The organism is Pseudomonas sp. 1L-B-1-E-C1 (genome assembly GCF_057291835.1).
Genome location: NZ_JBXAWN010000004.1, coordinates 147852 through 160879, shown reverse-complemented (window position 1 = coordinate 160879; position 13028 = coordinate 147852). Strand labels below are relative to the sequence as shown.

The 13028-nt window shown below is 57.9% G+C and carries 12 protein-coding genes and 1 pseudogene; 5 read left to right on the top strand and 8 right to left on the bottom strand.

Going from position 1 to position 13028, the window contains the following annotated elements; genetic code table 11:
* Positions 1–19: 19 nt before the first annotated feature.
* Positions 20–961 (bottom strand): AEC family transporter, encoded by a 942-nt coding sequence (locus AC0Z4S_RS08980; RefSeq protein WP_485622724.1) that lies wholly within the window; start codon positions 959–961, stop codon positions 20–22.
* Positions 962–1207: 246 nt separating this feature from the next.
* On the opposite strand from AC0Z4S_RS08980, the gene AC0Z4S_RS08975 reads away from it, so the two are divergent.
* Positions 1208–1720 (top strand): hypothetical protein, encoded by a 513-nt coding sequence (locus AC0Z4S_RS08975; protein WP_485622723.1) that lies wholly within the window; start codon positions 1208–1210, stop codon positions 1718–1720.
* Between the two features lie 186 nt (positions 1721–1906).
* On the opposite strand, the gene garD is transcribed toward AC0Z4S_RS08975, so the two are convergent.
* The 4 genes from garD to kdgD form a co-directional block, all read right to left on the bottom strand.
* Positions 1907–3460, bottom strand: coding sequence for a galactarate dehydratase (gene garD, locus AC0Z4S_RS08970; RefSeq protein ID WP_253499016.1), 1554 nt, complete (start codon positions 3458–3460; stop codon positions 1907–1909).
* Between the two features lie 11 nt (positions 3461–3471).
* Complete coding sequence (locus AC0Z4S_RS08965) at positions 3472–4833, bottom strand: MFS transporter (protein ID WP_485622722.1); 1362 nt, start codon at positions 4831–4833, stop codon at positions 3472–3474.
* Positions 4834–4985: 152 nt separating this feature from the next.
* On the bottom strand, positions 4986–6431 hold the full coding sequence (locus AC0Z4S_RS08960) for an aldehyde dehydrogenase family protein (RefSeq protein ID WP_485622721.1): 1446 nt from the start codon (positions 6429–6431) through the stop codon (positions 4986–4988).
* 71 nt (positions 6432–6502) lie between these two features.
* On the bottom strand, positions 6503–7414 hold the full coding sequence (kdgD, locus tag AC0Z4S_RS08955) for a 5-dehydro-4-deoxyglucarate dehydratase (RefSeq protein WP_039759443.1): 912 nt from the start codon (positions 7412–7414) through the stop codon (positions 6503–6505).
* A gap of 298 nt (positions 7415–7712) precedes the next feature.
* On the opposite strand from kdgD, the gene AC0Z4S_RS08950 reads away from it, so the two are divergent.
* The 3 genes from AC0Z4S_RS08950 to AC0Z4S_RS08940 all read left to right on the top strand — a co-directional run bounded on the left by AC0Z4S_RS08950 (position 7713) and on the right by AC0Z4S_RS08940 (position 9197).
* Positions 7713–8093, top strand: coding sequence for a hypothetical protein (locus tag AC0Z4S_RS08950; RefSeq protein ID WP_485622720.1), 381 nt, complete (start codon positions 7713–7715; stop codon positions 8091–8093).
* Positions 8094–8265: 172 nt separating this feature from the next.
* Positions 8266–8616 carry a hypothetical protein gene (locus tag AC0Z4S_RS08945; RefSeq protein ID WP_485622719.1) on the top strand — a complete coding sequence of 117 codons (351 nt, stop codon included), beginning with the start codon at positions 8266–8268 and terminating at the stop codon, positions 8614–8616.
* 212 nt (positions 8617–8828) lie between these two features.
* Positions 8829–9197, top strand: a complete 369-nt coding sequence (locus AC0Z4S_RS08940; RefSeq protein WP_485622718.1) for a hypothetical protein — start codon at positions 8829–8831, stop codon at positions 9195–9197.
* A 371-nt stretch (positions 9198–9568) separates the two neighbouring features.
* Here the strand turns inward: AC0Z4S_RS08940 and AC0Z4S_RS08935 are convergent.
* Positions 9569–9760 (bottom strand): annotated as a pseudogene (locus tag AC0Z4S_RS08935) (FCD domain-containing protein); the annotation flags it as partial.
* A gap of 232 nt (positions 9761–9992) precedes the next feature.
* Between AC0Z4S_RS08935 and AC0Z4S_RS08930 the strand changes: the two are divergent.
* Complete coding sequence (locus AC0Z4S_RS08930; protein WP_485622717.1) at positions 9993–10337, top strand: hypothetical protein; 345 nt, start codon at positions 9993–9995, stop codon at positions 10335–10337.
* Positions 10338–10351: 14 nt separating this feature from the next.
* Here AC0Z4S_RS08930 and AC0Z4S_RS08925 read toward each other — a convergent pair whose 3' ends face one another.
* Both AC0Z4S_RS08925 and AC0Z4S_RS08920 read right to left on the bottom strand, forming a co-directional pair.
* Positions 10352–11098: a FadR/GntR family transcriptional regulator gene (locus AC0Z4S_RS08925; RefSeq protein ID WP_110603732.1), complete on the bottom strand. Its 747-nt coding sequence runs from the start codon at positions 11096–11098 to the stop codon at positions 10352–10354.
* A gap of 175 nt (positions 11099–11273) precedes the next feature.
* Complete coding sequence (locus AC0Z4S_RS08920; protein ID WP_485622716.1) at positions 11274–13001, bottom strand: ABC transporter ATP-binding protein/permease; 1728 nt, start codon at positions 12999–13001, stop codon at positions 11274–11276.
* Positions 13002–13028: the final 27 nt, after the last annotated feature.

Here is a 13028-nt window from a genome sequence, read left to right as displayed (position 1 = left end):
CAGACACCGCAAATCCTTGTCAGATCCACCCACCCCACTGCAACACAAAGATCCCGACATTGGTGGTGATCGCCGCCATCAACGTGGTCATCACGATAATCGCCGCCGCCAGTTCATGATTGCCCTGCGCTGCCCGGGCCATGACGAAACTCGCCGCTGCCGTCGGACTGCCGAAGTACAGAAAAAGAATCCCCAGCTCCGCCCCGCGAAAGCCCCACAGCCACGCGCCCACGGTTGCCAGCAACGGCAAACCGATCATCTTCACCAGACTGGAACTGAGCGCCATTTTGCCACTCTTGCGCAATGCCGCCAGCGACAGCGTGCCACCGATACAAATCAGCGCCAGCGGCAATGTGGTCTGCGCCAGATACTGGCCAGAGGTTTCCAGCCAGCCCGGCAGTCCGATCTTGAAATAGGCGAACGGCGCCGCCGAAATCACGCTGATGATCAGCGGGTTGCTGAACACGCTCTTAGAGATACTCCACGGATCGGACTTGATCACCGGGCTGTACACCGCCAGCACAATGGTCGACAGCGTGTTGTAGAACAGGATGACTAGGGCTGCGAGGATCGCGCCGAGGGAAATCCCGTAGTCGCCGTACATGCTCGCGGCGAGCGCCAGACCGATCACGCCGTTGTTACCGCGAAACGCGCCCTGGGTGTAAATGCCGCGATCTTCACGCGGACACTTGAAAATCGCCCAGCCCCAGGCCACGGCGAAACTCACCAACGTGGCGAGAGAAAAATAGATAAGTAGCGACGGTTGCAGCGCGGCGTGCAGGTCAGCGTGGAGGATGCCGAGAAACAGCAGCGCCGGCATGGTCACGTTGAACACCAGCGACGAGGCGGTGTGAATGAAGTTGTCGTTGATCCAGTCGATGCGCTTGAGCAGCACACCGAGAAACAGCATGGCAAACACCGGCGCGGTGATGTTCAGGGTTTCAAGAAAGATTGCCAGCATGCCGGGGAGCCTTGGGTGAGCGTCGATAGGGGGCTAATGATAAGCGACGGGGAGGCACATGTGTGCAAGGACATCTTGGCAGGCAATCCCACATCCGGTACCGGTCCTCTGATAGAAGATCTCATTATTGTAGGCAGCTCCCTATACGACCGTTCGTCGTAACTGTCAGATCTGACAGTGGCAGACTTTCTGCCGTGCGCGCTCAATAACTCCCGCAAAACAAAATAACTTACAGGAGATACAACAATGTCAACCCAATCATCAGACGATAAAACTTCAGGTACTTCGAACATCAATGATGTTTCAGCCATTCACATCGAGAACTTCGAAAATGAAAATTACCAATCCTTTGAAACAGGTCAAAAAGTTTCATTCAGTAGCGGATTGGACATCACTATCGAGCATCAACCGACCGAAACATATTCAAAGATAGCTAAAATCGACCAGCCGGGCTTCGGAGTTAAATGTCTATTTTTGCCCGCTGGCTCCAGATTGAAGCTTTCATTTGGAGAATCGGTAAAAAGTGTTAGTTTCAACGTCAAGGCAGTGAGCTCAAACGCAGATGGAACTGCCTATGTTTGGGCATATGGAGGTGGTGCGGGGATAAGCGGCGACCCTATCTCTATCGGCACTGTCGAATATGAAAAATCACCAACAAGGCCCTTGGACACGCTATTTATCACTGGTTTTAGTGGATTGAGGTCCCTGACGGCGGGCGACTTATATTTGGATAATGTGACTTGGACTACACTAACCTGATCGGCTTGATACACACTAAAAAACTTTTTTACTTCATCCACAAGTCTTTGGATTTCAGTCGTTTCAAGAAGCCGTTTTCCATTGCTACAGGCAACCAGTAATCGTGGTAGCAATGGAAAAACGGCGCCGCTATACATCACCTATGGATGCTGAATTCCGGCATATTCCCGGAGAGTATCGACCACCTCAAGTAATCGGCGCCGGGTTGAACAAGGTGATGTCGTTGTGCAGCTTGTGCTTCTCCGCCCAGGTCTGTTGCTTGCCACTGGCCACATCCAGGTAGTAGTGAAACAACTCCCAGCCCAGTTCCTCGATGGTCGCTCGCCCGGTAGCAATGCGGCCGGCATCGATGTCGATCAGGTCCGGCCAGCGCTGCGCCAATTCAGTCCGTGTCGACACCTTGACCACCGGCGCCATGGCCAGCCCGTAAGGCGTGCCGCGCCCCGTAGTGAACACGTGCAGGTTCATCCCCGCCGCCAGTTGCAGCGTACCGCAAACAAAATCGCTCGCCGGCGTCGCGCAGAAAATCAGGCCCTTGCGCTTGAAACGCTCGCCCGGGCCGAGCACGCCATTGATCGCGCTGCTGCCGGACTTGACGATCGAGCCCAGCGACTTCTCGACAATGTTCGACAACCCGCCCTTCTTGTTGCCCGGCGTGGTATTGGCGCTGCGATCAGCCTCGCCCTTGGCCAGGTAACGGTCGTACCAGTCCATCTCGCGCACCAGCTCTTCGGCGACGGTCTGCGTCTGCGCCCGTGAAGTCAGCAGGTAGATCGCATCGCGCACTTCGGTGACTTCGGAAAACATCACCGTCGCCCCCGCGCGCAACAGCAAGTCCGAGGCATAACCCAGCGCCGGGTTGGCGGTAATCCCGGAGAACGCATCGCTGCCGCCGCACTGCATACCGAGAATCAGCTCGGAGGCCGGCACGGTTTCGCGGCGGCGCTGGTCGAGTTTCTTCAAACGGACTTCAGCCAGTTGCATGATCTGCTCGATCATTTCGGTGAAACCGTGACTGGAATCCTGCAAGCGGTACAGCCACGGATCGCTGAGATCCACAGACGCATCGTCCTCATGCATCACCTGCCCGGCCTGCAATTTTTCGCAGCCCAGACTGATCACCAGCGCCTCGCCGCCCAGGTTCGGGTTGCGCGCCAGATTGCGCACGGTACGAATCGGGATGTAGGCGTCGGTGGCGGTGATCGCCACGCCGCAGCCGTAACTGTGAGTCAGCGCCACCACGTCATCGACGTGCGGGTACTTCGGCAGCAGCTCTTCCTTGATGCGCTTGACCGCGTGATCGAGCACGCCGGTGACGCACTGTACGGTCGTGGTAATCCCGAGAATATTGCGCGTGCCGACGGTGCCGTCGGCGTTGCGATAGCCCTCGAAGGTGAAGCCTTCCAGCGGTGCCTGCGCGGCCGGCACGTCGGTGGACAGCGGCAGGCTGTCCAGCGGCGGCGCGGTCGGCATGCGCAGTTGATCTTCCTTGACCCAACTGCCACGACGGATCGGCTGCAACGCGTAGCCAATGATCTGCCCGTAACGAATCACCGGGCCGCCTTCGGGAATGTCCTCCAAGGTGACCTTGTGGCTCTGCGGCACGAAATCCACGGTGACCAGGCCATCGGCAAACTCGGTACCGGCCGGTACGCCCTGATCGTTGACCACCACTACCACGTTGTCCCGCTCGTGCAGGCGGATGTAGCGCGGCGAGTCGGAATGTTCAATCAACTGCATGACGCCGCTCCTCAGGAATGCGCTTGAGACAAATTGCCGGTGGCTTCATTACCGCCCTTGGCTGGCGGCTTTTTCAAGACCACACGCTTGATCGGGCCGACGATCACCAGGTAGCTGAACACCGCGACCAGTGCGTTGGCACCGACAAACACCAGCGCCCATTTGAACGAACCGGTGGAGCTGATGATGTAGCCAATCACGATTGGCGTGGTGATCGAAGCGATGTTGCCGAAGGTGTTGAACAGGCCACCGCTCAGACCGGCGATCTGTTTAGGCGAAGTGTCGGAGACCACCGCCCAGCCCAGTGCGCCAACACCTTTGCCGAAGAATGCCAGCGCCATGAAGCCCACGACCATCCATTCCACTTCGACATAGTTGCACGCAACGATGCTGCTCGAAACCAGCAGACCGGCGATGATCGGCGCCTTGCGGGCGAAGGTCAGCGAGTGGCCCTTGCGCAGCAGGTAGTCGGAAATCACCCCGCCGAGTACGCCGCCGATAAAGCCGCAGATCGCCGGCAACGAAGCGATGAAACCGGCCTTGAGAATGGTCATGCCACGCTCTTGCACCAGATACACCGGGAACCAGGTCAGGAAGAAATAGGTGATGCCGTTGATGCAGTACTGGCCCAGATACACACCGAGCATCATGCGATTGGTCAGCAACTGACGGATGTAATCCCACTTTGGACCGTCGGACTTCTTGCCCTTCTGATCCATGTCGACCATGCCGCCGTTGTCAGCGATGTGCTTGAACTCGGCCTCGTTGACACGTGGGTGTTCGCGCGGGCTGTAGATGACTTTCAGCCACACCAGCGAGAACACGATGCCGAGGATACCCATGACGATGAACACGTGCTCCCAGCCGAAGCTGTAGACGATCCAGCCCATCAGCGGCGCGAACAACACGGTGGCAAAGTACTGCGCCGAGTTGAAGATCGCCGAAGCGGTGCCGCGTTCAGCGGTCGGGAACCACGCGGCAACAATGCGCGCGTTGCCGGGGAACGATGGCGCTTCGGCCAGGCCCACGAGAAAGCGCAGCATGAACAGCGCAACCACCGCTGTGGACATGCCGAATTCACCGACGAAGCCTTGCAGCACGGTGAACAGCGACCAAGTGAAAATGCTCAGGGCATAGACTTTTTTCGAGCCGAAGCGATCGAGCAGCCAGCCACCGGGAATTTGCCCGGCGACGTAGGCCCAACCGAATGCGGAGAAGATGTAGCCGAGGGTAACGGCGTCAATGCCCAGATCCTTTTGCAGGCTGGAGCCGGCAATGGCGATCGTGGCACGGTCGGCGTAGTTGATCGTGGTCACCAGAAACAGCATGAGCAGGATCAAATAGCGGACGTGAGTCGGCTTGGAGGATTGCATGCAGATGTACTCCCACTGATTATTTTTATGCGGGGTGAAGCTTCTTTGGTCTTGCATTTATTCCCTGTAGGAGCTGCCGAAGGCTGCGATCTTTTGATCTTCAAAAGCAAAGATCGCAGCCTTCGGCAGCCCCTACAGGGGTATTGCGTGTATCAGGAACCGATGTAACTGGTCTTCACGACCGTGTAGAACTCTTGCGCGTAGCGGCCCTGCTCACGAGAGCCGTAGGACGAGCCTTTACGGCCACCGAACGGTACGTGGTAATCCACGCCGGCGGTCGGCAGGTTGACCATCACCATCCCGGCCTGTGAGTGGCGCTTGAAGTGGTTGGCGTACTTCAGCGAGGTGGTCGCGATGCCGGCCGACAGGCCGAATTCGGTGTCGTTGGCCATCGCCAGCGCGGCGTCATAATCGGCCACGCGCACAATGTTGGCCACCGGGCCGAAGATCTCTTCGCGGCTGATACGCATCGACGCTTCACTGTCGGCGAACAGCGTTGGAGCGAGGAAGTAGCCTTCGGTATCGCAGGTCACCACACCACCACCGCTGACCAGACGTGCACCTTCGGACTGGCCGATATCGATGTACTTCATGTCCTGTTCAAGCTGCGCCTGGGACACCACCGGACCGATGTCAGTGCCGGCTTTCAGGGCGTGACCGACCTTGATCGACTTCATGCGCTCGGCCATGGCTTCGACGAACTTGTCGTGGATACCGGCAGTAACGATCAGACGGCTCGACGCGGTGCAACGCTGGCCGGTGGAGTAGAACGCGCTCTGCACCGACAGCTCGACCGCTTGCTTGAGGTCGGCGTCGTCGAGAATGATCTGCGGGTTCTTGCCGCCCATTTCCAGCTGCACCTTGGCCTGGCGCGAAACGCAGTTGACCGCGATCTGCCGGCCAACGCCTACCGAACCGGTGAAGCTGATGCCGTCGACTTTCGGGCTGTTGACCAACGCCTCGCCAACCACGCGACCGCTGCCCATCACCAGGTTGAACACACCGGCCGGGAAGCCCGCGCGGGAGATGATTTCGGCCAGTGCCCAGGCGCAGCCCGGAACCAGATCGGCAGGCTTGAGCACGACGCAGTTGCCGTAGGCCAGGGCCGGAGCAATCTTCCACGCCGGGATGGCGATCGGGAAGTTCCACGGGGTGATCAGACCGACCACGCCCAGCGCTTCGCGAGTGACTTCAACGTTGACGCCCGGGCGTACCGATGGCACGTAATCGCCGGACAGACGCAGGCATTCACCGGCGAAGAACTTGAATATGTTGCCGGCGCGGGTCACTTCACCAATCGCTTCCGGCAGGGTCTTGCCTTCTTCACGGGCCAGTAGGGTGCCGAGCTCTTCGCGACGAGCCAGGATCTCAGTGCCGACTTTATCCAGCGAATCGTGACGGGCCTGAATGCCCGATGTGGAATACGCCGGGAACGCAGCGCGGGCGGCGTCGATGGCGGCGTTGACTTGGGTCAGGTCGGCCTTGGCGTAGTCGCCGATGGTGTCGCTGAGTTCCGACGGGTTGATGTTGGCCGAGTAATCGGCACCGGCGACCCATTCGCCATTGATGTAGTTGTCGTAGCGTTTTGCAGTTGTCACAGGGCAGCCCTCAACTCTAAAAGCCTTCACGCAAAAAGCCGCTGATTGCTCAGCGGCTTCGCTTCTCTGGTTTATTGCGCGCCTTGCTTGTCGATCAGCGCGGCGAGCATTTCGTACTCTTCGCCGGTCAGGTCGGTCAGCGGCGCACGCACCGGGCCTGCGTCATAGCCGGCGATTTTTGCACCGGCCTTGACGATGCTCACGGCGTAACCGGCCTTGCGGTTGCGGATGTCCAGGTATGGCAGGAAGAAGTCGTCGATGATCTTGCCGACGGTAGCGTGATCTTCGCGAGCGATCGCGTGGTAGAAGTCCATCGCGGTTTTCGGGATGAAGTTGAACACCGCCGAGGAGTAGACCGGCACGCCCAAAGCCTTGTAGGCCGCGGCGTAGACTTCAGCGGTCGGCAGACCACCCAGGTAGCTGAAGCGATCGCCGAGACGGCGACGGATCGACACCATCAACTCGATATCGCCCAGGCCATCCTTGTAGCCGATCAGGTTCGGGCAGCGCTCGGCCAGACGTTCCAGCAGCGGCGCGGTGAGGCGGCAAACGTTGCGGTTGTAGACGACCACGCCGATCTTCACCGATTTGCACACGGCTTCAACGTGCGCGGCAACACCGTCCTGGCTCGCTTCGGTCAGGTAGTGCGGCAGCAGCAACAGGCCTTTGGCGCCCAGACGTTCGGCTTCCTGAGCGTATTCGATGGCCTGACGGGTCGAACCACCGACGCCGGCGAGGATTGGCACGCTGGTGGCGCAGGTGTCGACGGCAGTCTTGATGATTTCCGAGTATTCGCTGGCGGCCAGGGAGAAGAACTCACCGGTGCCGCCGGCAGCGAACAGAGCCGAAGCGCCATACGGAGCCAGCCATTCCAGGCGTTTGATGTAGCCCGCGCGGTTGAAATCGCCCTGCGCGTTGAAATCGGTTACCGGGAAAGACAGCAGGCCGGCAGAGAGGATGGACTTCAGTTCTTGTGGATTCATTATTCGAACACCCTGGTAGCAACGTTTTATTGTGAGTGGACCGTTCAGCCTTCGCCGAAGTTGTAGGTCATCGTACAACTTAAAAAACAACCGTCAACAGCATTTCATCGTTGGCCGCAGTTTTTTGTCCGACAAAATCGCTTTCTGCGCTTGCAGAAATCGCTGGAAGGCCCGTTCTTGAAGCATTTGCTCGCGGAAATATCCGGTCTGGATTCGTTTAATTCCTGAAGGACCAGCGGCTCGTAAAGTATGCCGACTGCCACGAAGGATCGTGGCGGACCACTTTAAGGAAGCCGCTATGTCGATGCATTTTGCCGCCCCCACCCTCACCCACGCCGCCCCTGCGCAAGACGATTGCGTCACTGTTCAGCTGTCGCAACTGCCGGACATCCTCACCGTGCAGGTGCCGGATTCCAGCGATTTCGCGGCCAACTGGAGCGTCTACGCGATCCTCGGCAGCGATGCCGAAGAACCTGAGTGGGAAGGTGATGAGGTGGACACTGGCGCCTGGGACGACGCCGAAGACGAGATGGAAAAGCTGTTCGACATCGAGGTGCAACTGCCGAAAGAGGCGTTGCAACCGTACCTGAACCGCGAGGTGGAGCTGAGGTACAAGTTTCGTGATGAGTCGAGTATGGAGCCGTATTCGCAGGCGTTGAGGTTGCGGGTTGAGGCGTAAGCATTTCCGCGTTTGAGGTCTGACCGTTGGTCGGGACTGGTATTTCTTACAGGTGCCTGGGGTATCCGGTTCCGGCCTTAATGACTGAGGAGTTAACGAACCGGCTCCGTCAGTGCAGGGCCCCACCTTCGCTCCGTCAACGGTTTGAATCATAGCGAAAAAGGAATTGACCATGACTGTACAAATTAAAGCACTTGCTGAACCAGCACTCAAAGAAGCGGTTAAGGGAGTTCTGTATGTAGGGAAACTGAAGGAAGACGCTCACGCTGAGGTGGCGCCTTATCAAAACTCAGCTGCCGGCGATGAAGTTGTGCTGTACGTAACAACCTCTACCGGCAACAACTTTGACGAGAAAATCACATTGTCTCCAGGGACGGTAGGACAGCTCCTCATCTTCGCCATTCCCAAAAGTACTTTTGAGAAAAACCTCGCTAGGGGCGCAACCGCCAAACTTCACTACACCGTTAGCCGCGCCGGTAATGTTTCGCACTCACAAGTACTGACAGTTCAACTCGAGCGTTAATTGCCGCCACCCCTGCGTCTGCGCCTCTTCATGGGCCTGGCGCAGTCTGTCGCGGCGGCTGGTCAGGCATTGCCTGAGGTGCATCGGGCCTTCGAGGCCCGTTCGAATCGGGCCTACAGCTACCGCTTTTCTCAACTGTCATTACGGGCAGCTGGAAAATCAGGCAGCCAATACGTTGCCTGACATCTTCCGCCCCCAAGGAGAACGTTTCCATGACGTCGCTGACCGCCTCACCCGTAGAGTTGCTTGCGGCACCGTTGGCACCTCAAGCATCAGGCAATATTCTGGATCCACAAAAACTGGTTGACGGATTCCTGCTCGACTTTCTCTATGAGGGAAAAGCCCCCGATCAACGGATCGACATTCACATTGAAGTTAAAGTCGACCGCTTCAGTCCGCCTCAGGTCTGGGTGGCTCGATTTGACACTCGACTAGCCGGCGAGGAGCAAGTCGAGCTCGGGACATCCATGTTCAGTTATCGCTTCCAAGACGGGCAGGCCTTGATCAGCTATTGCGCAGAGATAGGCGGAATTCCAACACCGTCAGGCACGCTGGTTCTGTCGATTGTCGATACGCCCTGACTCCCATCGAAATCCACCCTGCACCTGCTTCTTCATGAAATGGGAAAGCTGTTTGAGCCGAGAACGACACAGTCTACATTAGCCGACTTGACGATCCGACCGAAGCCGTAGTCCCTGTAGTACCGGATGCCTCGGTAGGTGACGGCGTCAAGCTATCCCTAAACAGAACTGGTGGGCCCCCTTGGAATAGCGGTGTAATCACTCTTACTGGCCACCATGTCGGGAAGCCCATTGTGATTGCGATCCCAAAGAGCGCGTTTGCAGTAGGCGCGGTTGCGGGTGAACAAGCCACCTTAACGTACACATTCACCAGAGCGGATAGTGCTCCAGTGGACTCTCTTGAAGCCAGATTCAAACTGCAACCTTAACCTTCAGCCCCTCTGCGCCTGCCCCTCTTCATGGGCCTGGCGCAGTCTTTCGCGGCTGTTGGTCAGGTGCAGGCGCATCGCCCCACGCGTCGCATCGGAGTCCTGGCGGGCAATTGCGTCATAGATTCCCTCGTGCTCACGGCTCAGCCGGCTCATGTAGTGCTGTTGATCATCGTCAGCCAAGCCGGCTGAATGATGCTGGGCAAAATGGGAAATATTTGCTCAATACCCACGGGCCGTGCGCTTCAAAAGCGCGGAAAGGCCCGACAACTGGCACGAATGATCGTGACTAACCGTTGGTCGGTACTAGTAGTTTTTACAGGTGTGGGATGAAGGGCGCCGGATTTAACTGGGCGGGTGAGGTTGTAAGCCAGGGTTGCTGCTCGGCTAAACCTCACCTACTCCAGCCTCGAAAAGGAATATCGATATGACTGCTGAAACCAAAGCACTGCCTGCACCAGTGATTAAAGAAGCAACAAACAATCAGTTGAAGCTCAGTGATCTAGATGCGAATGCGACCGCTCAGGTTGTTATTTCGGGAACAGGTTTTACCAAAGACAGCAAGGTGGAGCTTGTTACGGAGCTAGGCAGCGGTGCGTACAGAGTGTCAGCAACAGTCGAGAATGTCCCCGGCCTCATTGAACTACTAATCCCGAAGGATTTTTTTGAGAAGAATCTGGTATCAGATTCTCGAGCGCATATTTATTACACAGTCACAACCGTGCAAAACAAAGCAAAGTCTCCTCTGCTCGAGTTAACTGTTGTGAAATAAGGATAAGATCAGCTTCACCCCTGCGCCTGCGCCTCTTCATGGGCCTGGCGCAGTCTTTCGCGGCTGTTGGTCAGGTGCAACCGCATCGCTGCACGCGCTGCATCGGAATCCTGGCGGGCAATTGCGTCGTAGATTTCCTCGTGCTCACGGCTCAGCCGGCTCATGTAGTGCTGTTGATCATCGTGGGCCAGGCGCGCCGAGTTCAGCCGCGTACGCGGAATGATGCTGGTGCCCAGGTGAGTCATGATGTCGGTGAAATAGCGGTTGCCGGTGGACAGGGCGATTTCCAGGTGGAAAGCGAAGTCCGACGACACCGCATCACTGGCATGCGAGGCGCTTTCATTCAAGGCGTCGAGGGCGGCGCGCATGGTTGCCAGTTGCTCGGGGCTGCGACGTTGCGCGGCGAGGCCGGCGGATTCGACTTCGAGGCTGATGCGCAATTCGAGGATCGCCAGCACGTCACGCAGGGTGACGACAGTGGCCGGATCGATGCGGAAACCGCTCGGGCTCGGCGTATCGAGGACAAAGGTACCGATGCCGTGGCGGGTTTCCACCTGGCCGGCGGCCTGCAGACGGGAAATTGCCTCACGCACCACGGTGCGGCTGACGCCATGGGCTTCCATGATCGCCGACTCGGTGGGCAACTTGTCGCCACGCTTGAGCAGGCCATCGCGGATCTGCTCGCTCAACACCGTCACCAGTTCCTGGGCGAGGCTGCGGCGCTTGCGGGGGAGGCGCGGGGTGTCGATCAGCTTTTCCATGGTCTGCATCTTGTCTCGAAAGTTCGGCTTGCGGCCATCATAGCTCAAGCGAGTTGTACGATCACTGTCAACACGACCTCCATGTAGGAGCTGCCGAAGGCTGCGATCTTTTGATCTTGATCTTAAAAATCAAAAGATCGCAGCCTTCGGCAGCTCCTACAAGGGATCCGTGGGGTCAGGCAGTCACGGGTTGCTCCACCAAATGCCCGCTGTCGATCCGCACATGCCGCGGATGGAATCGTTTCAAACTGCTTCTGTGACCGACACTGACAATGCTCAACCCCGGAATCTGATCGATCAGCGCCTGATACAACGTCGCCTCGTCCTCTTCATCCATCGCTGAAGTGGCTTCGTCCATGTACAGCCATTGCGGTGCATAAAGAAGCGCGCGGGCGAAGGCCAGGCGTTGCTGCTCCCCCGGCGAGAGCATGCGCTGCCAGTGATTGGCTTCATCCAGACGTCCAACCAGGTGCGGCAAGCGACAGGTTTCCAGCACCTGTGCATAACGCTCTGGCGTGTAGGTGTCGCCGGGTTGTGGATAACTCAGCGCTTCACGCAATGTGCCGATCGGCAGATAGGGCTTCTGCGGCAGGAACAGATAACGCGCTGCCGGCAAACGGATATTGCCGTGGCCCGCCGGCCACAAATGCCCCATCGCCCGCAGCAATGTGGACTTGCCGCTGCCGGAGCGGCCGCTGAGCATCACGCGCTCACCCGGCTCCACGGTCATATCGGCGTTGGTCAGCAAATGACGACCGTCGGACAGATCCAGGCCGAGGTTGTGCACCTGCAGTTCGCTGCCCTGATTCTGCACATCGATGGCCGGGGTGCGCTCCTCGTTGTCAGTCATGGCCTGACGGAAACTCAGCAGACGATCACAGGTGGCGCGCCACGCGGCCAGGTCCGAATAAGCAGTGATGAACCAACTGAAATTCTCTTGCACGTTGCCGAACGCCGAGTTGATTTGCATCAGCTCGCCCAGTTCGATCTTGCCGGACAGGTAACGCGGCGCCGCGACGATAAACGGGAAAATGATTGCGATCTGGCCGTAGCCGGAAGTGAAGAACGTCAGGCGCTTGGACACGCGCATGATGTCCCAGAAGTTATGCCAGACCAGCCCGAAGCGGTTGCTCAAACGGCGGTTTTCATTGGGTTCGCCGTTGTATAACGCGATGCTCTCAGCGTTTTCGCGCACGCGCACCATGGAGAAACGCAGGTCCGCTTCGAAGCGTTGCTGCTGGTTGTTCAGGCCAATCAGACGGCGCCCGATCAAGTGCGTCAACCAACTGCCGACCGCCGCATACAACAGCGCGCACCAGAACATGTAACCGGGAATCTCGATGCCAAACACTTCGATACTGCCCGACACGCCCCACAAGATGATCGAGAACGACACCAGACTGACAATCGTGCGCAGCAACCCGAGGCCCAGGCTCAGGGTATTGGCGGTGTAGGTATTGAGGTCTTCGGAAATGCGCTGATCGGGGTTATCGGTGTAACCGCCCTGCTCCAGCTGGTAGTAATTCTTGTGGTCGAGCCAGCGTTTGAAGTGTTTCTCGGTCAGCCACGCCCGCCAGCGGATGGTCAGCATCTGCGTCAGGTACAGGCGATACACCGCGCCGAGGATTGCCACCGTGGCGATGCCGCAGAAGTACAGAATCAACTGCCAGAATGCTGCTTCATCCTTTTTCTGCAGGGCGTTATAGAAATCCTTGTACCAACTGTTGATCCACACCGAAATTGCCACGCTGAACAACGTCAGCGCGATCACGGCAATCAGCAACGTCCAGGCCTTGCCCTTCTCTTCGCTGCGCCAGTAAGGCGTGGTCATCGCCCAGACTTTGCGAAAAAACTGCCCGCGCACGGCATCGTTGACCGCGGAATATTCAGCGTTCTGATTCATGGATAAGGCTCGATAGAAAAAACAACA

Coding starts and splice junctions, on each gene's coding strand:
- AC0Z4S_RS08980 (WP_485622724.1), bottom strand. CDS start 961: ATGCTGGCAATCTTTCTTGAAACCCTGAACATCACCGCGCCGGTGTTT.
- AC0Z4S_RS08975 (WP_485622723.1), top strand. CDS start 1,208: ATGTCAACCCAATCATCAGACGATAAAACTTCAGGTACTTCGAACATC.
- garD (WP_253499016.1), bottom strand. CDS start 3,460: ATGCAGTTGATTGAACATTCCGACTCGCCGCGCTACATCCGCCTGCAC.
- AC0Z4S_RS08965 (WP_485622722.1), bottom strand. CDS start 4,833: ATGCAATCCTCCAAGCCGACTCACGTCCGCTATTTGATCCTGCTCATG.
- kdgD (WP_039759443.1), bottom strand. CDS start 7,414: ATGAATCCACAAGAACTGAAGTCCATCCTCTCTGCCGGCCTGCTGTCT.
- AC0Z4S_RS08950 (WP_485622720.1), top strand. CDS start 7,713: ATGTCGATGCATTTTGCCGCCCCCACCCTCACCCACGCCGCCCCTGCG.
- AC0Z4S_RS08945 (WP_485622719.1), top strand. CDS start 8,266: ATGACTGTACAAATTAAAGCACTTGCTGAACCAGCACTCAAAGAAGCG.
- AC0Z4S_RS08940 (WP_485622718.1), top strand. CDS start 8,829: ATGACGTCGCTGACCGCCTCACCCGTAGAGTTGCTTGCGGCACCGTTG.
- AC0Z4S_RS08930 (WP_485622717.1), top strand. CDS start 9,993: ATGACTGCTGAAACCAAAGCACTGCCTGCACCAGTGATTAAAGAAGCA.
- AC0Z4S_RS08925 (WP_110603732.1), bottom strand. CDS start 11,098: ATGGAAAAGCTGATCGACACCCCGCGCCTCCCCCGCAAGCGCCGCAGC.
- AC0Z4S_RS08920 (WP_485622716.1), bottom strand. CDS start 13,001: ATGAATCAGAACGCTGAATATTCCGCGGTCAACGATGCCGTGCGCGGG.